At 51.8% G+C, this 18,531-nt stretch carries 17 protein-coding genes; 7 read left to right on the top strand and 10 right to left on the bottom strand.

What is annotated here, in order from left to right:
- Window positions 1–83: 83 nt before the first annotated feature.
- Window positions 84–1,277 carry a lysophospholipid transporter LplT gene (gene lplT / locus JM656_RS04175; protein ID WP_203360133.1) on the bottom strand — a complete coding sequence of 398 codons (1,194 nt, stop codon included), beginning with the start codon at window positions 1,275–1,277 and terminating at the stop codon, window positions 84–86.
- On the bottom strand, window positions 1,270–3,429 hold the full coding sequence (aas, locus tag JM656_RS04170; RefSeq protein WP_203360132.1) for a bifunctional acyl-ACP--phospholipid O-acyltransferase/long-chain-fatty-acid--ACP ligase: 2,160 nt from the start codon (window positions 3,427–3,429) through the stop codon (window positions 1,270–1,272). Before aas ends, lplT begins: the two co-directional genes overlap by 8 nt.
- Before the next feature lie 601 nt (window positions 3,430–4,030).
- Between aas and galR the strand changes: the two genes are divergently transcribed.
- Together galR and JM656_RS04160 are read left to right on the top strand one after the other, a co-directional pair.
- Window positions 4,031–5,068: an HTH-type transcriptional regulator GalR gene (galR, locus tag JM656_RS04165; protein WP_203360131.1), complete on the top strand. Its 1,038-nt coding sequence runs from the start codon at window positions 4,031–4,033 to the stop codon at window positions 5,066–5,068.
- A gap of 4 nt (window positions 5,069–5,072) precedes the next feature.
- A complete protein-coding gene (locus JM656_RS04160) occupies window positions 5,073–6,089 on the top strand; it encodes a LacI family DNA-binding transcriptional regulator (protein ID WP_203360130.1) in 1,017 nt (338 codons plus the stop codon).
- Here the strand turns inward: JM656_RS04160 and lysA are convergent.
- Window positions 6,081–7,343, bottom strand: a complete 1,263-nt coding sequence (lysA, locus tag JM656_RS04155) for a diaminopimelate decarboxylase (protein WP_203360129.1) — start codon at window positions 7,341–7,343, stop codon at window positions 6,081–6,083. The genes JM656_RS04160 and lysA overlap by 9 nt on opposite strands.
- 119 nt (window positions 7,344–7,462) lie before the next feature.
- Between lysA and JM656_RS04150 the strand changes: the two genes are divergently transcribed.
- On the top strand, window positions 7,463–8,398 hold the full coding sequence (locus tag JM656_RS04150; protein ID WP_203360128.1) for a LysR family transcriptional regulator: 936 nt from the start codon (window positions 7,463–7,465) through the stop codon (window positions 8,396–8,398).
- Here JM656_RS04150 and JM656_RS04145 read toward each other — a convergent pair.
- The 5 genes from JM656_RS04145 to JM656_RS04125 all read right to left on the bottom strand — a co-directional run bounded on the left by JM656_RS04145 (window position 8,370) and on the right by JM656_RS04125 (window position 13,544).
- Window positions 8,370–9,077, bottom strand: a complete 708-nt coding sequence (locus JM656_RS04145; protein ID WP_203360127.1) for an aspartate/glutamate racemase — start codon at window positions 9,075–9,077, stop codon at window positions 8,370–8,372. The genes JM656_RS04150 and JM656_RS04145 overlap by 29 nt on opposite strands.
- 205 nt (window positions 9,078–9,282) lie before the next feature.
- Window positions 9,283–10,044 carry a 2-dehydro-3-deoxy-D-gluconate 5-dehydrogenase KduD gene (kduD, locus tag JM656_RS04140; RefSeq protein WP_192613342.1) on the bottom strand — a complete coding sequence of 254 codons (762 nt, stop codon included), beginning with the start codon at window positions 10,042–10,044 and terminating at the stop codon, window positions 9,283–9,285.
- Between the two features lie 56 nt (window positions 10,045–10,100).
- Window positions 10,101–10,937 (bottom strand): 5-dehydro-4-deoxy-D-glucuronate isomerase, encoded by an 837-nt coding sequence (gene kduI / locus JM656_RS04135; protein ID WP_203360126.1) that lies wholly within the window; start codon window positions 10,935–10,937, stop codon window positions 10,101–10,103.
- A gap of 440 nt (window positions 10,938–11,377) precedes the next feature.
- Complete coding sequence (locus JM656_RS04130) at window positions 11,378–12,556, bottom strand: acetyl-CoA C-acetyltransferase (RefSeq protein ID WP_203360125.1); 1,179 nt, start codon at window positions 12,554–12,556, stop codon at window positions 11,378–11,380.
- 112 nt (window positions 12,557–12,668) lie between these two features.
- Complete coding sequence (locus JM656_RS04125) at window positions 12,669–13,544, bottom strand: LysR family transcriptional regulator (protein WP_203360124.1); 876 nt, start codon at window positions 13,542–13,544, stop codon at window positions 12,669–12,671.
- Between the two features lie 104 nt (window positions 13,545–13,648).
- Here JM656_RS04125 and JM656_RS04120 point away from each other — a divergent pair, with 104 nt between their 5' ends.
- Entirely contained in the window at window positions 13,649–14,104 is a 456-nt protein-coding gene (locus JM656_RS04120; protein WP_192613346.1) for a multidrug/biocide efflux PACE transporter, read from the top strand.
- A gap of 142 nt (window positions 14,105–14,246) precedes the next feature.
- Window positions 14,247–15,476 (top strand): amino acid permease, encoded by a 1,230-nt coding sequence (locus JM656_RS04115; protein WP_203360123.1) that lies wholly within the window; start codon window positions 14,247–14,249, stop codon window positions 15,474–15,476.
- A gap of 64 nt (window positions 15,477–15,540) precedes the next feature.
- On the opposite strand, the gene JM656_RS04110 is transcribed toward JM656_RS04115, so the two are convergent.
- Window positions 15,541–16,008, bottom strand: coding sequence for a hypothetical protein (locus tag JM656_RS04110; RefSeq protein ID WP_203360122.1), 468 nt, complete (start codon window positions 16,006–16,008; stop codon window positions 15,541–15,543).
- A complete protein-coding gene (locus JM656_RS04105; RefSeq protein ID WP_203360121.1) occupies window positions 15,998–16,843 on the bottom strand; it encodes a winged helix-turn-helix domain-containing protein in 846 nt (281 codons plus the stop codon). The genes JM656_RS04110 and JM656_RS04105 overlap by 11 nt, the downstream gene beginning before the upstream one ends.
- Window positions 16,844–17,438: 595 nt before the next feature.
- Between JM656_RS04105 and JM656_RS04100 the strand changes: the two genes are divergently transcribed.
- Window positions 17,439–18,140 (top strand): LuxR C-terminal-related transcriptional regulator, encoded by a 702-nt coding sequence (locus JM656_RS04100; protein WP_203360120.1) that lies wholly within the window; start codon window positions 17,439–17,441, stop codon window positions 18,138–18,140.
- A gap of 71 nt (window positions 18,141–18,211) precedes the next feature.
- Window positions 18,212–18,526, top strand: a complete 315-nt coding sequence (locus JM656_RS04095; RefSeq protein WP_203360119.1) for a hypothetical protein — start codon at window positions 18,212–18,214, stop codon at window positions 18,524–18,526.
- Window positions 18,527–18,531: the final 5 nt, after the last annotated feature.

The raw sequence follows: 18,531 nt of genomic DNA, 5'->3' as shown, positions 1-18,531 counted from the left end.
GCCTGATGGCGCTACGCGGATCGGGCCGACAACACGCATGATGTATTGACCGGGTGAGGCAAAGCCGCCACCCGGCACATAAATTACTGGCGGCGCTGCCAGATCCACAGCGCCGTTATCGCCAACGCAAATAGCGCCCCAAATCCGATACCAATCGCGACCGCCGGAATACCCACCAGAACCGCTAACGAGTAGATGCCCAGCATCAGCAGCATCGCGCTGTTTTCGCCCAGATTCTGCACGGCGATAGCATTCCCTGCGCCAACGCTTTTTTTACCGCGTTCCTGTAATAACGCATTGAGCGGAACCACAAAAAAACCGCCCAGTACGCCAATCAGCATCAGTAAAGCATAGGCCGGGAGCAGCGCGTGCTGGAGGGAGAAAATCAGAACCACCACGCCAATCAGAATCCCTGCGGGCATACAGCGTGCTACGGATTCCAGCGTGACCAGTTTTGCCGCCGCGCCTGCACCGGCCACAATCCCGATCGCCACCATCGCATTAAGATAGGTCGGGGTCGCGTTATCGGTGATCCCCAGGGCCACAGGCACCCACAGCACCAACAGGAAACGCAGCGTAACGCCAGCCCCCCAAAAGAGGCTGGTGCCTACCAGAGAGAATCGCGTTTCGCCATTGCGCCACAGCGAGATACAGGCGCGGAAAAAGCTACGCGCCATCTTGCCCAGGTGCCAGGATTGCCCCGGACGCGCGGCAGCCAGTTTGGGAATAAAGACATTCGCCGCCACCGCGCCGCCATACGCCAGGACGCAGGCAACCAGCGCAGCAATCACGTGCCAGTCAGCCAGCACGCCACCCGCAACAGAACCCAATAAGATAGCCGCAATGGTCGAGGCTTCCATCAGGCCGTTGGCTTTCACTAACTTGTCGCCCGTCGTCAGCTCACCGAGGATGCCGTATTTCGCCGGAGAGTAAGCGGCGGCACCAATCCCGACCAGCGTATAGCCGACAAACGGGTTAAACCCGAAGCAGATACTGGCGGCGCCCAGCAGTTTGAGGCCATTGGCGAACATCATGACCCGCCCTTTGGCAAAACTGTCCGCGACCTGCCCGACAAAAGGAGCAAACAGAATGTAAGCGCCCACAAACACCATTTGCAGGATCGGCTGACTCCAGTCCGGATAAAACTGCGCTTTCAACAGCGCCAGCGTGGCAAAGAGCAGCGCGTTATCGCCAAACGCAGAGAGAAACTGCGCGACAATAACGGACATCATCCCTTTCGACCAAATCGAAGTGTTAGTGTGCACTGACTCACTCATTATGTTTTTCCGGTTCATCCACCCAGCTTTTCAGCGTCACAAAATCGGGCTTGCCGCTGCCAAGAAGCGGAAGTTGTTTCAGGTAACGAATATCCCGTGGGACAGCCAGTTCAGGAATGCCGTGAGCACGGGCATACTGCAGCAGTTTTTCACGCGTCAGCTCGCCATCGGTCGTGAAAAGAACCAGTGCTTCCCCTTTGCTGGCGTCGCTCTTGATGGCCGTGGCGTGCATTTTTTCAGCCGACACGCCCTGCGCCAGTTGTTCCACCATTTCAAGCGAGACCATCTCGCCTGCAATTTTAGCAAAGCGTTTGGCGCGCCCCTGAATTTGCACAAAACCATTTTCATCAAAGCGCACAATATCGCCGGTGTCATACCATCCGCGTTCCATCTCACCCTGCGCATTTTCGGCGGTCGGGACTTCCAGCACACCCGGTTTTTCGACCCGTAAATATCCGCTCATGATATTGGGACCTTTAAGCTGCAGACGACCGCCCTCTTCAATACCGGGAACCGCAAGCAAACGCGCATCCATTCCAGGCAGGATCCGGCCAACCGTGCCCGGTTTTGCCGCCATCGGAACGTTAATCGAGACCACGGGCGCACATTCGGTGACGCCGTACCCTTCCAGGATACGCAGGCCGAATTTGTCCTGCCAAAGTTGTTTGGTGCTGTCCTGCAGTTTTTCCGCGCCCGCCACCACATAGCGCAGACGGTAGAAGTCGTAAGGATTGGCAAAACGCGCGTAATTGCCGAGGAACGTTGAGGTGCCAAACAGGACGGTACAGTTACGGTCGTAGACCAGCTCCGGCACGATGCGATAGTGCAGTGGGCTGGGATAGAGGAACACTTCCGCACCGGTCAGTAACGGCGTAAACAATCCGACCGTCAGTCCAAATGAGTGGAACAGCGGCAATGCGGACATAAAACGGTCATTGGCGGTGAAGTCCGCAATGGTTTTGATCTGCTCCACGTTTGCCAGCAAACTCTTATGGCTGTGAACCACCCCTTTCGGGTGTCCCTCAGAACCGGAGGTAAAGAGGATCATCGCGGCGTCTTCTGGCTGCTGCTTCACCTGCGCGAGACGTGGCATCAGCAAATGGGCAAAAATCCACACTTTATCGGCAGTGGTGACATCCGCTTTGAGATCTTCCAGATACACCCAGCGAACCTGCGTCAGCTGCTCAGGAAGATGCCAGAGTTTGCCTTTATCAAGGAACTGGCGAGAGGTAAAAATGGTTTTGATTTCAGCGGCGGTAATCGCGCTGGTTAGCCCTTTGACGCCTGCCGTGTAGTTCATCATCGCCGGAATACGGCGACGCGCAACCGCGCCGAAAATCACCGCCGCGCTGATGCCCGCATTTGGCAGCATCAGGCCAATCTTCTCACCTTCGACGCTATATTTTTCCAGAATACGGCCAACAAACAGCGTCTTAGTGAGCAGTTTACGATAGGTATCCGGCGTGAAGTTGATATCTTCAATGCAGTTTTTGCCTGCGCCGTAGCGATACTGAGCCGCAAGGAGCGACTCATACAGGGTTTCACGCGGTCGCACGGCCATGCGCGCTTCCATCATGATTTGATGCAGCATCTCCCCTGCCAGTTTTCGGCGATCGCGCGCACGCGGCGCTTCAGGCATCGGTAATTGCGTCGGCGGCAGGATGTGCAGGCGAATTTGCGGGAAAAAGCGCTGCTTCACCAGACCTTTTAGGCGGCTAAAACGCGTTAACTCGGCGCCTTCGATCCGGATCGGCACCACCGTCGCCCCCGATTTCGCCGCCACAAATCCGGCGCCATCGTAGATTTTCATCAACGAACCGCTCGTCGAAATACGCCCTTCCGGGAAGATCACGACCGGGCGTCCCTGCTCAACCAGACGTACCAGATGTTTAATGGCCATCGGTTTGGTGGGATCGAGCGGAACAAAATCAATCAGCGGCGTGAGCCAACGCATGTACCACTGCTGGCTGATAGAGGAGTAGACCGCAAAGACAGGGCGAACCGGCAAAAATAGCGCCAGCAATATGCCATCAATAAAAGAAACGTGGTTTGGGGTGATTAAAACACGCTGTCCCTGCAACGCTCCGGCATCCCCCGTGACGCGAACGCGGTACAGCACGCGGAACAGGTTACGAAAAAATCCAAATAGCATTACCACTCCCTTTGTCCATCAATTCGGTAAAAATGAGTGGAGGCAGATTACACGAGATGGGCAGTGGGGGCGACAGTGAGCATAAACAGAGGCAAAAAAAAACCTGCGCATCTGCGCAGGTTGGTGCAAGAGACAGGGTACGAAGTGCGTACCGAATAATCTCACCAATCAATACCTCTGGGATCTTGATTGTGGTCTCCACGCTGAATGTGCGCCAGTGCGAAAACGCAAAGGAATGAACGCAAATGCAACGAGTTGTGTAAATTATGTGTTACTGTTTACAGATTGCGTAGAGGCAAAAAAAAAACCTGCGCATCTGCGCAGGTTGGTGTAATTCGTGTGATCAACCCGAAAGCTGATTTCACCTATCAATACCTCTGGGATCTCGACTCTATCAATTCGCGCTAATTCCTCACCAGCGAACAATCGAAACAGCCTTTAGCAAAGTGTAACTAAAGGTTTGTATTCTCTATTTTCTGTCTTACTTCATTGGTGTGCGCTCACATTTGCGAGGTCAGGATGGGCAATCTGCTTGAATAGCCCCTCTTTTTCCGTAACACTGGCAGGATGTAAGCGTTTACCCTCAATAGGTACTAGTGTCATGGCGACCATAAAGGATGTGGCCCGACTGGCTGGTGTTTCAGTCGCCACCGTTTCTCGCGTGATCAATGATTCCCCAAAAGCCAGTGAGGCGTCTCGTCTTGCGGTGACCAGCGCGATGGAATCTCTCAGTTATCACCCCAATGCCAATGCCCGGGCCCTCGCCCAACAATCGACAGAGACTGTTGGTCTGGTGGTGGGCGATGTTTCCGATCCTTTTTTTGGCGCGATGGTGAAAGCCGTTGAGCAAGTGGCCTATCACACCGGTAATTTTTTACTGATTGGCAACGGCTACCACAACGAACACAAAGAGCGTCAGGCGATTGAACAGCTGATCCGCCACCGCTGCGCCGCACTGGTTGTTCACGCCAAAATGCTCCCGGATGCCGAGCTGGCCTCGCTCATGAAGCAAATTCCCGGCATGGTATTGATCAACCGGATCCTGCCTGGATTTGAGAAACGCTGCGTTGCCCTGGACGATCGCTATGGCGCCTGGCTTGCCACTCGCCACCTTATTCAGCAAGGACATACCCGAATCGGCTATCTGTGTTCAAACCACACTATTTCGGACGCAGAAGATCGTCTGCAAGGTTACTACGACGCGCTGGCAGAGAGTCAACTGCCCTGTAACGATCGGCTGGTGACCTTTGGCGAACCCGACGAAAGCGGGGGCGAACATGCCATGACGGAACTGTTAGGCCGTGGACGAAACTTCACCGCAGTCGCCTGTTATAACGACTCCATGGCGGCTGGCGCCATGGGGGTATTAAATGATAACGGCATCGACGTCCCGTCGAAGATTTCCCTGATTGGTTTCGATGACGTTCTGGTTTCCCGCTATGTACGCCCACGGCTAACCACCGTTCGTTATCCTATTGTGACGATGGCGACGCAGGCAGCGGAGTTGGCGCTCGCGTTGGCGGAAAAGCGTCCTGTGCCGGACATCACTCATGTGTTTAGCCCCACTCTGGTCCGTCGACACTCTGTTTCGACGCCGACGGAGTCAGGGAATCCTTCGTCAAACGAATCACCGGAATAGCGTCATGACAACAATGCTGGATGTTTCACGTCGTGCGGGCGTATCAAAGGCGACTGTTTCTCGCGTGCTTAACGGGACAGGACAGGTAAAAGAGAGCACGCGGCAAAAAGTCTTTAACGCGATGGAGGCTCTGGATTATCGCCCCAACTTTTTGGCGCGATCGCTGGCGAACCGTACCAGTAACAGCATTGGTCTGGTGGTGTCGACATTTGACGGATTCTACTTTGGTCGGCTGTTGCAACAGGCCTCGCGCCAGACGGAATCTCACGGTAAGCAACTGATCGTCACCGACGGGCACGACACGCCGGAGCGCGAGCAGGAAGCGGTACAGATGCTTGCCGACAGGCAATGTGACGCCATCATTCTCTATACCCGCTATATGAGCGAAAAGGCGATCATGGCGCTTATCAATACGATCGCCATGCCGCTGGTGGTGATCAATCGCGACGTCAGCCTGGCCCGGGATCGTGCCGTCTTTTTCGAACAAGAAGACGCCGCCTTTCAGGTCGTGGATTATCTGATCTCGCAGGGCCATCGCGATATCGCCTGCATTACCGTTCCCATCCACACCCCGACCGGAAAATCCCGCTTAATGGGGTATCGTAAAGCGCTGGAAAAGAACGGCATTGCCTGGGATCCGGCAAGGGTGAAATACGGGGACTCCAGCATGATGCGTGGCTACGATGCGTGTCGTGAATTGCTCGATGAAGGCGTGACGTTTAGCGCTCTTTTCGCCTGTAACGACGATATGGCGTTGGGCGCCTCGAAAGCGCTGCATCAGGCTGGACTTCGGATCCCACAGGATATTTCACTGTTTGGCTTTGACGATGCCCCCAGCGCAAAATGGCTTGAGCCGGGGCTTTCTACGGTTTATCTGCCCATTGATAATATGATAACCACGGCTATCGATCAGGCCATACGCCTGGTCAGCGGCAAAGCGCTGGAGCCCATCCCTCCCTTTACGGGAACCCTGGTACTCCGCGATTCCGTCACCACCGGGCCGTATTACCAATCAGAATAACTCCAGCGCCAGCAGCTCTTCGATAGTCTGACGACGGCGAATCAGTTTTGCTTCGCCGTTATCAAACAGCACTTCCGGCAGCAGTGGACGGCTATTGTAGTTTGAGGACATGGATGCGCCATACGCCCCCGTATCGTGCAGCACCAGATAATCACCGGGAGCCACCGCCGGTAACGCGCGGGTTTCCACTTTGCCGCCTTCCTGTTGGGTAAACACATCGCCTGATTCGCACAGCGGGCCCGCAACGACGGTATCCACCTGCGGTGCTGTTTCCAGCGAGCGTCCATCTGCCGCCAGGGCGCTGATACGGTGATAACTGCCGTACATGGCCGGGCGCATAAGATCGTTAAAGCCGGCATCCACCAACACAAAGTGTCGGCTCCCCATCTGTTTTACGCTGCGCACCTGCGTCACCAGGACACCGGATTGCGCGACCAGAAAGCGTCCAGGTTCGATTTCCAGCGCCACGTGATGTCCAAGGTGACGCGCAATTTGCTCACGCGCGGCATTCCACAAACCGTAATAGTGTTGCGTATCAACGGACTCTTCGTCGTCGCGGTAGGGAATCGACAATCCACCGCCTGCGGAAATCGCCTCCAGATCCTGACCACATTCGATAACCTGACGCACCATCGCGCCGCACACCTGCTCCAGGTGACCGTAGTCAACGCCAGAACCGATATGCATATGAATGCCCACGAGTTTAAGCTGGTGACGTTGTATCACCGCCAGCGCAGCAGGCAGATCGGTATGCCAGATACCGTGCTTGCTGTTTTCACCGCCGGTGTTGGTTTTTTGGCTATGACCATGACCAAACCCCGGATTCACACGCAGCCAGACCCGATGCCCGGGAGAAACCTGGCCGAGCTGATCCAGCATGTCCACGGACCCGGCATTAACCGGAATCCGCAACTCGCTAACGCGGGCGATGGTGGCGGCGTCAATCACATCGGCGGTGAATACAATGTCATCCGGATGCGTTTGCGGATTGTACCCTGCCGCCAGCGCGCGCTCGATCTCGCCCAACGAGACGGAGTCAACTTTTACCCCTTGCTCACGCATCAAGCGCAAAATATGGATGTTCGAGCAGGCTTTCTGCGCGAAACGCACCACATCAAACTGTTGCAGGGCGGCTATCTGGCGGCGAATAACCTGCGCGTCATACACCCAAACGGGGCAACCAAACTCAGCCGGTAAGTGAAGCAAATTTTCAGCGTTAAGCGAGGTCTCTGTGCAGTTCAGCGAATGTGGCATAGCGGGCTCCGGGCAAGATATTTTTTATGATTACGCCACACCCTGAAGAGAATAAAAAATATCGTTTTATCCTGACTCTATGCAAAAATGATATGGATTATCCCCACTAAGGAAAACCGATGGCCGCCGTGAATCTTCGTCATATTGAAATCTTCCATGCGGTGATGACTGCCGGAAATCTGACCGAGGCGGCGGCGCTGCTGCATACCTCACAGCCGACCGTCAGCCGTGAACTGGCACGGTTCGAAAAAGTGCTGGGATTAAAACTCTTTGAACGGACTCGCGGGCGACTACACCCAACGGTACAAGGGCTGCGGCTGTTCGAGGAAGTCCAGCGTTCCTGGTATGGGCTGGATCGCATTGTGAGCGCGGCGGAAAGTTTACGTGAATTCCGCCAGGGGGAGTTGTCTATCGTCTGTCTGCCGGTGTTCTCGCAATCCTTTTTACCGGCGCTGCTGCAGCCTTTTCTTGCCCGTTACCCGGATGTCAGCCTGAACATTGTGCCGCAGGAATCGCCGTTGCTGGAAGAGTGGCTTTCCGCGCAGCGTCACGATCTTGGTCTGACCGAAACCCTGCATGCACCTGCGGGGACTGAACGCACCGCGTTGCTCACGCGAAATGAAGTGTGCGTTCTGCCGTCAGGTCATCCACTTGCGGCAAAGTCCGTGCTGACGCCTGACGATTTTCAGGGGGAAAATTACATTAGCCTGTCGCGCACCGACAGTTACCGTCAGTTGCTGGATACGCTGTTCAATGAGCATCAGGTTAAGCGCCGTATGGTTATCGAAACCCACAGTGCCGCCTCGGTCTGCGCGATGGTGCGCGCGGGAGCCGGGATCTCCGTCGTCAACCCGTTTACCGCCCTGGATTATGCGGCAAGCGGCATTACCGTGCGGCGTTTCAGTATCGACGTTCCCTTTACCGTCAGCCTGATCCGCCCCTTACACCGCCCATCGTCCGCGTTGGTAGACGCGTTCAGTGAACATCTCCAGGCCTCGTTACCGCGCCTTATCGATCCGCTGGACGCTATTCTTTCGCAGACGACGAAAGCATAAACTCCACCGCATCTGCGGCATGAATTGCGGCAGTATCAAACACCGGGAGCGCGCTGTCCGCTTCCGGGACCAGCAGCCCAATCTCGGTGCAGCCAAAAATAACGCCCTGCGCACCTTGCGCCGCCAGGCTCTCGATCACCTGCAGGTAATAATGGCGTGACCGCGCGGAGAACTCGCCAAGGCACAGCTCATCGAAAATAATCTGGTTAATTTTGTCACGCGCATCAACCTCCGGAACCAGGGTTTCAATCGCAAACTGCTGCGCCAGTCTTCCCCGGTAGAAATCCTGTTCCATGGTATAGCGCGTTCCCAGCAAAGCCACGCGCGTCATGTTTTGGCGGGTAATGGCGCGCCCCGTCGCATCAGCAATGTGCAAAAACGGTAACCGGCAACGCGTTTCAATGGCATCCGCCACTTTATGCATCGTGTTGGTACACAGCACGATCCCTTCAGCACCTGCCTGCTCAAGGCCCAGCGCCGCCTGTGCCAGAATATCGCCAGCTTTGTCCCACTCGCCGCGGCTTTGGCACGCTTCAATTTCATGAAAATCAACGCTATGCAGCAACAGGCTCGCAGAGTGCAAACCGCCCAGACGTTGCTTAATCCCTTCGTTGATTAAACGGTAGTAGGGAATGGTGGATTCCCAGCTCATGCCGCCCAGCAAACCAATCGTTTTCATTGCGCACTCCTTCGTTGAACGCTGATTGCAGTGAAACAAAGTTATTTCAAAGTTTCCAGTTCAATTGTGATGCCGTGAGCGCGGATGGCACGTCAGTCTGGGTAAGTCAGGCCAGCGAAGAGACGAAGAGAAAAACAGAAGAAGGGAAAAGGAGAGGAAAATGCCCGACCCACTTTCGCAGTATCGGGCATTTACGGTTGGCGAATTAACGCGCCAGCCAACCGCCGTCAACAGCCACGGTATAGCCGTTGATGTAATCAGACGCACTGGAGGCCAGGAATACGATCGGCCCCATCAGATCGCTCGGCAGACCCCAACGACCCGCCGGGATACGCTCGAGGATTGCCGCACTGCGCTCTTCATCAGCACGCAGCTGCTGCGTGTTGTTGGTCGCCATGTAGCCTGGGGCAATCGCGTTCACGTTGATGTTGTGCTTCGCCCACTCGTTCGCCATCAGACGGGTTACGCCCATAACGCCGCTTTTTGATGCGGTGTAAGACGGAACGCGGATACCACCCTGGAAGGAGAGCATGGACGCGATGTTGATGATTTTGCCGCCGTTACCCTGAGCAATAAAGTGCTTCGCCGCCGCCTGAGACATAAAGAACACGCTCTTGATGTTCAGGTTCATCACGTCGTCCCAGTCTTTTTCACTGAAATCGATCGCATCTTCACGACGGATCAGGCCCGCGTTGTTGACCAGAATATCGATATGACCAAATTCCGCCACCGCACGTTCCAGCAGAGCCGGAATACCGTCGATCTGACGCAAATCAGCGGTCAGACTTAAAAAACGACGACCCAGCGCGGTAACGCGTTCAATCGTTTCTGTTGGTTCAACGATGTTAATCCCGACAATGTCGCAGCCCGCTTCTGCCAGACCCAGCGCCATACCCTGACCAAGACCGGTATCACAACCCGTAACGACCGCTACTTTACCTTCGAGAGAAAATGCATTCAGAATCATTGTAAACCCTTAATTTTTTAGTACCTGTCACGGACAGGCATCATTGCCGTTCGCGACTAGCGCAGATCTTTTACTGCCACGTGGTCCATGTCATCAAAGACCTGGTTTTCGCCCACCATGCCCCAGATGAATGTATACGCTTTGGTGCCCACACCGGAGTGAATAGACCAGCTCGGCGAGATCACCGCCTGCTCGTTGTGCATCACAATATGACGCGTTTCCTGCGGCTGCCCCATCATGTGGAAGACACAGGTGTCTTCGTCCATGTTGAAATAGAAGTACACTTCCATACGGCGTTCATGGGTATGACACGGCATGGTATTCCACAGGTTGCCTGGCGCCAGTTCGGTCAGCCCCATGCTCAACTGGCAGGTTTCCAAAACATCCGGAACAAAATATTTGTTGATGGTGCGACGGTTACTGGTGGTGTTGTCGCCTAAAGTGACCGGAGCCACATCGGCTGGCGTCACTTTTTTGGTTGGATAGGTGGTGTGTGCCGGTGCGCAGTTGTAGTAGAACTTCGCCGGTTTTGCCGTATCTACGCTGGCAAAAACCACTTCTTTCGCGCCTTTACCCACATACAACGCATCGCGATGACCAATTTCATAGCACTGGCCGTCAACGGTAATCGTGCCCGGACCACCAATGTTGATTACGCCTAATTCGCGACGTTCCAGGAAGTAGGTCACGCCCAGTTGCTTACCGACTTCACCGCCTACAGAAACTGATTTCGCTACCGGCATAATACCGCCGACGATAATGCGATCGATGTGGCTGTAAACCATGGTGTATTCGTCAGCCACAAACACGCTTTCAACTAAAAACTCATTGCGCAGTTCCTGGGTGTCCAGCGTTTTCGCGTGCGCACTGTGAATACTTTGTCTTACGTCCATATTTACCTCCAATGATAAATCGACCGTGAATTCCTGAACGGAGAGCAAAACGCTGTTCCGTTTTACCTAATGAGGCCATGATAGCCCTCCGTGAATCTGTTTTCAATTATAAATAAAACAACGTTTCATTTTTATGATTTTTATTGTCAAAAGTGTAGTCCCGATCACGCTCAGGCGCAGCGCATCAAAAAAATTAAAAACAATTCATTTAAAAACAAAGAGATAATTGAAATATTGCGATTATTGCCCAACAGAGAGGCCAGGTGCAGAAAACAGAGAGGGGATGCGGAGGCGGTTATGACGCGTTTTATCATCAAGTTGCGTCATGAATCACAAATATTGAAACGTTGTTTTGATAAATTATTCTTTGTTCGAGTGTTTCTGTAACTGGTCTTGCCCTCCGTGTGGAGGGCTTTTTTATGCGAGCGGTAAGGCGATGATCAGTCTCTCTCGATAGCCAATGCCACGCCCTGCCCGCCACCGATACATAACGTCGCCAGCCCTTTACGCGCTTTACGCTTAAGCATTTCATGCACCAGCGAAACCAAGATTCGACAGCCTGAAGCGCCAATGGGATGGCCGAGAGCAATGGCACCGCCATTGACGTTCACCCGACGTTCATCCCACTCCAGCATTTTTCCGACCGAAAGCGCCTGAGCGGCAAACGCTTCATTGGCTTCGATAAGATCCACATCTGCAAGCTGCCAGCCAACCCGCTCCAGACAGCGGCGAGTAGCATAAACAGGGGCAATTCCCATCAGCGCCGGATCCACGCCGACACTGGCAAAAGCACGAATACGCGCCAGTATGGGTAAATTCAATGCCTGCGCTTTGGCTTCACTCATCATCATCACGGCGGCGGCGCCATCGTTAATTGACGAAGCATTTCCTGCCGTGACCGATCCCAGAAGATCGAACGTGGGATCCAGCCTGGCCAGCCCTTCGGCGCTGGCATCGGTCCTCGGCTGTTCATCCGTATCAATCACCCTTGATTGTCCATTACGCTGAGTGATAACAGGCACGATCTCATCTTTAAAGCGGCCCGCATCGATTGCCGCACGCGCTTTTTGCTGAGAGCTGAGCGCATAGGCATCCTGCAACTCACGGCTGATCCCGTATTCCCGCGCCAGATTTTCAGCGGTTACGCCCATGTGGTAATCGTTGAACGCATCCCACAAACCGTCGTGAACCAGACTGTCGACCAGTTGGCTGTTGCCCAGTTGCGCTCCGGTACGGCTGTCGGTGAGGACATGCGGTGCGCGGCTCATGTTTTCTTGTCCGCCCGCAATCACAATATCCGCCTCACCGCACTGGATAGCCTGGGTCGCCAGATGCAACGCTTTTAGCCCTGAACCACAGACATCGTTGATGGTGATAGCGGAAACCGTATTCGGTAACCCGCCTTTGATGGCGGACTGACGGGCAGGATTCTGCCCTGCTCCTGCTGTGAGAACCTGACCGAGGATAACTTCATCGATGGCATGTACATCAACACCCGTGCGCGCCAGTAACGCTTTCACGACCACGCTGCCAAGCTCAACGGCAGAATGACGCGCCAGCGTTCCCTGGAAGCAGCCAATGGGTGTCCGTAATGCCCCAACTATCACAACCTCTTTCATTACCACCTCTGCGCAAAATAACACCGCAATAGTAGAGGATTGTTAAATATTTGTTGCCTTGAATGTTTAAAAAAAGTGAGTTTTATCACAAAGGAAATTCGTATCGTTGTGGCTACGACGCGACACGCCCCTGTTGTAAATGGTATCGGAGCCAGCTTCCCGCAGCCCCTGGGGGAGATTTCTTATTCCAGAGGAGATCGATAGAGATAGCCCTGGGCCAGCCGGGCACATCGAGCTGAACCAACGGTTTCTCCGCGGCAAATTCTTCGACCAGCGCACAGGGCAGCGCGCACCAGCCGAATCCCTGCACGGCCATACTGAGCAATAATAAATAGTTAGGCGCCGACCACACCGGTCCTCGCGCCACATTGGCGCCGCTTTCAAAATAGGTATTCAGTCGCAGTTCACGCCAGGTATGCAGTTGATCCCAGGAGACTTTTTCCTGCGTCGCCAGCGGGTGCGTCTCGGCAGCATACAGTCCCATCCAGGTTTGCATCGGCAAACGCGTGACGCCCATATCGGTCGGGTAGTCGTCGCGGGCCTCTATCAGCCCCACCTGGGCACGTCCTTTTTGCAGCAGATCGATGACATCCTCATCTTCACCGATCAGGCATTCAAACTCGGTATGCGGAAATTGCCGATCAAACTGCACCATCAGTTCTTCAAGAACATCCGGATGCAGAGTGTCGGAAAGGACAAAGGTCAGCCGTGCTTCCGTTTCTCCGGACAACGACAATGCCACTTCATCCAGACGGTCGCTCGCCGACAAAATAGCCTGCACATAGCTGAGCACCCGTTTTCCCTCTTCCGTCAGTACCGGTTGCCGCGACGATCGGTCAAACAGCGAGAAGCCGAGGTCGGCCTCCAGATGCGCTATCGCCGTGCTGATGGTGGACTGGCTTTTACGCAGCCGCCGCGCCGCCGCAGAAAAGGAACCGCAGGAGACGGTTTCTACAAACGCCGTTAATGCTTCAGGAGAGTAGCGCATGAACTATCTACTTTATCGATGGATACTATCTTTTAGATATCACATTAAGCGATAAAATGCGCAGGATTCCACATTATTCCGAACATAAAAGAAGGTTTCACGCTATGCAACACGATGCTGTACAACGCCGCTCCTTACCTGAGCGTATTTTTCATGCCGTCTGCTTTGAGGGTATCGCAACGGCTATTCTCGCCCCAACGACGGCATGGTTAATGCAGCGCTCCGTTCTCGAAATGGGCGGTCTCACCGTGCTGCTGGCAACCACCGCGATGATCTGGAATATCATCTATAACGCGCTGTTTGATCGTTTTTGGCCTGCGCATCTGGTCAAACGTACCGCCAAAGTCCGCGCCTTTCATGCCCTGGGATTTGAAAGCGGCTTTATCGTGATTGGGGTGAGTATTGTGGCGTATGTGCTGAGTGTCAGCCTGCTACAAGCATTCACACTGGAAATCGGTTTCTTCCTGTTCTTCCTGCCCTACACCATGCTCTATAACTGGGCCTACGATACCTTGCGCCACCGCGTGATCAAACATCGCCAGCAACGCGTTACTGCCTGATAACGCTCTGATTTGCCGGAGTCGCTGTGATTCCGGCATTTTATCTGTACGCTCCCTCTATGTTTAAGCCTCCCTCAATAACCCCTGTTTATGGTAAATTGTGCTTCTTTTTTGTTTATTTTATAGTTGATACGTTCAGATAATGTCGAAAATTTGGTCAAAAGAAGAGACTCTCTGGAGTTTCGCGTTATATGGAACTGCCGTAGGTGCAGGAACCCTCTTCCTCCCCATACAGTTGGGTTCAGCGGGGGCGATTGTTCTGTTTATCACCGCGCTGGTCGCCTGGCCTTTGACTTACTGGCCGCACAAGGCGCTGTGTCAGTTCATCCTCTCTTCTAAAACCTCAGCAGGAGAAGGGATCACCGCCGCGGTAACACACTACTACGGTAAAAAGATCGGTAGCCTGATCACCTCGCTGTACTTTATTGCCTTCTTTGTGGTCGTGCTGATTTATGCCGTGGCGATCACCAACTCGCTCACCGAACAAGTGGCAAAGCATCTGCAGGTAGACCTCCGCATCCGTATGCTGGTCAGTCTGGGTGTGGTGGTGACGTTGAACCTGATTTTTCTGATGGGACGCCATGCCACGCTTCGTGTGATGGGATTTCTGGTGTTTCCGCTCATCGCGTACTTTTTATTTCTTTCGTTCTATTTGACCGGAAGCTGGCAGCCCTCTTTATTGACCAGCCAGATGTCTTTCGATCAGCACACGCTTCATCAGGTATGGATATCTATCCCCGTGATGGTTTTCGCTTTTAGCCATACGCCAATTATTTCCACGTTTGCCATCGACAGACGTGAAAAATATGGCGAGCAGGCCATGGGTAAATGCAAAAAAATCATGAAGGTCGCCTACCTGATCATCAGCCTGAGCGTGTTGTTTTTCGTCTTTAGCTGTCTGCTCTCCATTCCGCCCGCTTACATTGAAGCGGCCAAACATGAGGGCGTAACCATTCTGTCAGCGCTGTCGATGATGCAAAATGCCCCCGCCTGGCTGTCGATTTCCGGGATCATTGTCGCCGTTGTCGCCATGTCGAAGTCGTTTCTTGGCACCTATTTCGGCGTGATCGAAGGAGCAACCGAGGTGGTGAAAACCGGCTTACAGCAGGTTGGCGTGAAGAAAAGCCGCGCCTTTTATCGCGCGCTTTCCATTATGCTGGTTTCGGTGATCACCTTTATTGTCTGCTGCATTAACCCAAATGCAATCTCAATGATTTACGCGATCAGCGGCCCACTCATCGCCATGATTTTGTTCATCATGCCGACGCTGTCGACCTATCTGATCCCGACGCTAAAACCCTACCGCTCATTGAGTAATCTGATAACCCTGATTGTCGGCCTGCTCTGCGTTTCCGTGATGTTTTTTGGCTAACGACCCTTTTAACGGCTCACCCATCTGAAAGGGGTTGAGCCGTTAAATTTCCCCTCACTTCTCGTTAATTCGCATCCATACAGAGCAACGATGGCGACCCCACGGTAGTAAATGCCCAGCCTTCCCGATACTTGTTAATCAGAAGCGAAAATGAAGCGCCACTCGCTAAATAAAGTGCGGGGAGTGCTTTGCGCTCACCGGCGTCTTTTAGGTTATCGGACGGGAACTGAACAATACTGCTGCTGGTGAGAATATAGTGCTTACGTATTTTCTTATACGTGAAGTAAATGACGCGACTCACTTTATAAAGTCGGGAGTCAGACGTTTTCAAAATACCGGTAAGGGTAATGATCCCCTGACTGTTATGCATTTGATAAGAAATATCACCAGAGAAAACCTCATGGTCGATATCCCAAACGGCATAACCACTACAATCTATTCTTGGGTTAGTTTTCTTGGCATACCAGATGCTTCCCCCTGTGACCAGAGAGAACAATACAATAATTACGAACAAGAGTATTTTAGTTTTCATTATTAATCGAATAGTAAGTTGTGCATTTGGTAGACATCTTTTTCCTGACATCCTGTGGGCAAATCACGGCTGCAATATTTTTGGCACTGTTCATTCCAGAGAGAAAGATATAGTTATTCTCGCGGCATAATTCATTATGATTTTGCATAAACCGCAGGTAATGGTTTTTTAGCGCATCATTTCCCTTCTGAAATACAGTGCAGGAGGGAAATTTATCCGTAGCCAAAATATCATACGACGATAGCAAGGACTCCTGACGCAGTTGAAAGGCACCGATAACCCCGCCAATAATGGCAACCAGCAGCGATAAAGAAAGAAACAGGACAGACAGAGGAGAACGAAACGACAGACGTTTCGCTCTCTTCTGCGTTTCAACCATCGGCGTAACAATCGGTTCAACAACAGGTGGTTCAATCGGTATTTCAACCGGTGGTGTTAAAACCATTGCCGCTGGGGGTGTTTGTGCGATATCGCGAACCTGAATATCCGCTGAAATCATCAGCCCCCGGCGAGCAATTGTTTTGATAATGTCGCGTGGTAAGCCAATGCCTTCTAATGCATTTCTGAGAATAAGAATAGTTTGATAAAACGTATTTGCGGATGTCACACTGTTCTTCTCCCCCCACCCTGCAGCAATAAGCTGATTCTGCGAAACGACACTCCCATTATTCATTATTAGACATAAGAGAATCAGGCTCGCAGGCGTTTGCAGGGTAACCACTTCATCTGTAACACTATTTGATAGTGTTCGCTTGCCAGTATGAAAGTAAATCAGATGATTAATAGCGTAATATCCAGCATGTTTTAACACGTCAGGCACGGTATTCCTTTTCATATTGATATCATGAATGTAATGCTACAAAATTCTTATATTGAGATCACTATAAATATTAACCAATGGGATTAGCATCAAAAAACACAATCAAAAATAGTTATAAATCAAACACCTTCACTGTTGATAAGATCACTTTTTCTTAGTTAAGACTCTTTTTGATGAATATTCACTCTTCCCTGGATATTATTACGACACGACTAAAAACCGAACAAACAGATAAATTACCATTTATATAACTCAATAGTCGCGTTACAAAACAACGGTTAAAACTAACAAAACCACAACCTTTAACCATTGATGCCATTTAGAGATAAATCTCATACATTTTTTAATATAATTATTCCTGGTGCCATAGATAAAAATCCTGGTCGGCGCGTACATGCGTTATGAGCTTGTGCCTCTCTCTCGACTGGATGTGCAAACGCTAACGAGCATTCAATTATTTTTTGAAAAATCAAAAAATACGGTCAGTAAGAAAAGTAGTAATTTTTGATATTTAAACGTTTTCACGACAGAAACAAGGCATGTTGTGAAGTATTGACAGGTTTAAAAACGGATGAAATTATGAAATTATCTACGGATAGGGAGGTTCTTTATGGGGCTTGATGTTAAATTAAAAAACATTACCTGCAGCAGTTGTACTTTACGTTGTAATATCATGCCAGAGAAATCACCTCGATTACAGTACTGCGCCAATGCGTGTTTTTGTATGTGGCCAGAACAAAGTATTTATTTTAATCGTGGGATCATGGATGGCATTTTAAATAACAATCACAATGCCAGATTAAGTGGCTATATCTTTGTGGATTTTTCAATTAGCTATCTGCGGCTGTTTTTAAATACCGAATGGATCGACTATCTCGCCAGCACGGGGATGGGGATAATTCTGGTCAGCGATCGGAATATGCAGTCGTTAGCGAACTATTGGCGAAAAAATCATACTGCCGTGTCGGCTGTCATCTACCATGACGACGGACTGGAGATCGCCAACGAAAAAATACGGCAAGTATTCATTGGACGTTACTTGTCTTTTTCGAAAGGAAATACACTCACGCAGATGGAATTTACCATTATGGGAAATATGGTGTCAGGGCAAAACCCACATCAAATAGCTCAAACATTAAATACGGATATACGCAGCGTGTATGCGTATAAGCAACGAATCGAAAAAAGAATGGGGGGTAAAATAAATACGCTATTTATTCATTCGCTGCCTATTGCAAAGGGAAAATCGCCCTTTCCGATGGTAAAGAAAGAGTTTGATAGCTCGCTAATTCATTGGCAAAGACATCGGTAACATCGACAAGGAGCGGGTTTCAGGAGCGAAAGTCTGAAGCCACTATGTTTTGGACATGCAGGGACATCCAGATGGGATATTACGAAGAAGAGACGCGAGCATTAAACGCCATATTGTTATTGATTTTTACCATGCAGGCAGACGAGGCGTTTGCCGAATTAGAGCAGTCACTACATCAGTTGGCTTTTCCTCCAGCGGTACGGCGTTTATGTGAAAACGCGCTGCAAAATCATATCGCCGCTCACAACGTCCCTCTGGCGCATCAATCTACTCAGCCAGAAGCGCAAGCCGTCTCCTGCCTGTTACTGGCACTGGAGTCGATCAGCGGTTTTAAATATGTTGAACGCTATATTACGCACCGGAACCAAACATCTGTTTGTTGTTAATGACT

The sequence above is a fragment of the Citrobacter sp. R56 genome, assembly GCF_016811995.1.
GTDB lineage: Bacteria > Pseudomonadota > Gammaproteobacteria > Enterobacterales > Enterobacteriaceae > Citrobacter_D > Citrobacter_D enshiensis.
Note: the sequence above shows the minus strand (reverse complement) of the source record. Positions and strands in the feature narration are given on the sequence as shown.

Bases quoted from the DNA above. Each gene is read 5' to 3' on its own strand.
- lplT (WP_203360133.1), bottom strand. From the start codon at position 1,277: ATGAGTGAGTCAGTGCACACTAACACTTCGATTTGGTCGAAAGGGATG.
- aas (WP_203360132.1), bottom strand. From the start codon at position 3,429: ATGCTATTTGGATTTTTTCGTAACCTGTTCCGCGTGCTGTACCGCGTT.
- galR (WP_203360131.1), top strand. From the start codon at position 4,031: ATGGCGACCATAAAGGATGTGGCCCGACTGGCTGGTGTTTCAGTCGCC.
- JM656_RS04160 (WP_203360130.1), top strand. From the start codon at position 5,073: ATGACAACAATGCTGGATGTTTCACGTCGTGCGGGCGTATCAAAGGCG.
- lysA (WP_203360129.1), bottom strand. From the start codon at position 7,343: ATGCCACATTCGCTGAACTGCACAGAGACCTCGCTTAACGCTGAAAAT.
- JM656_RS04150 (WP_203360128.1), top strand. From the start codon at position 7,463: ATGGCCGCCGTGAATCTTCGTCATATTGAAATCTTCCATGCGGTGATG.
- JM656_RS04145 (WP_203360127.1), bottom strand. From the start codon at position 9,077: ATGAAAACGATTGGTTTGCTGGGCGGCATGAGCTGGGAATCCACCATT.
- kduD (WP_192613342.1), bottom strand. From the start codon at position 10,044: ATGATTCTGAATGCATTTTCTCTCGAAGGTAAAGTAGCGGTCGTTACG.
- kduI (WP_203360126.1), bottom strand. From the start codon at position 10,937: ATGGACGTAAGACAAAGTATTCACAGTGCGCACGCGAAAACGCTGGAC.
- JM656_RS04130 (WP_203360125.1), bottom strand. From the start codon at position 12,556: ATGAAAGAGGTTGTGATAGTTGGGGCATTACGGACACCCATTGGCTGC.
- JM656_RS04125 (WP_203360124.1), bottom strand. From the start codon at position 13,544: ATGCGCTACTCTCCTGAAGCATTAACGGCGTTTGTAGAAACCGTCTCC.
- JM656_RS04120 (WP_192613346.1), top strand. From the start codon at position 13,649: ATGCAACACGATGCTGTACAACGCCGCTCCTTACCTGAGCGTATTTTT.
- JM656_RS04115 (WP_203360123.1), top strand. From the start codon at position 14,247: ATGTCGAAAATTTGGTCAAAAGAAGAGACTCTCTGGAGTTTCGCGTTA.
- JM656_RS04110 (WP_203360122.1), bottom strand. From the start codon at position 16,008: ATGAAAACTAAAATACTCTTGTTCGTAATTATTGTATTGTTCTCTCTG.
- JM656_RS04105 (WP_203360121.1), bottom strand. From the start codon at position 16,843: ATGAAAAGGAATACCGTGCCTGACGTGTTAAAACATGCTGGATATTAC.
- JM656_RS04100 (WP_203360120.1), top strand. From the start codon at position 17,439: ATGGGGCTTGATGTTAAATTAAAAAACATTACCTGCAGCAGTTGTACT.
- JM656_RS04095 (WP_203360119.1), top strand. From the start codon at position 18,212: ATGGGATATTACGAAGAAGAGACGCGAGCATTAAACGCCATATTGTTA.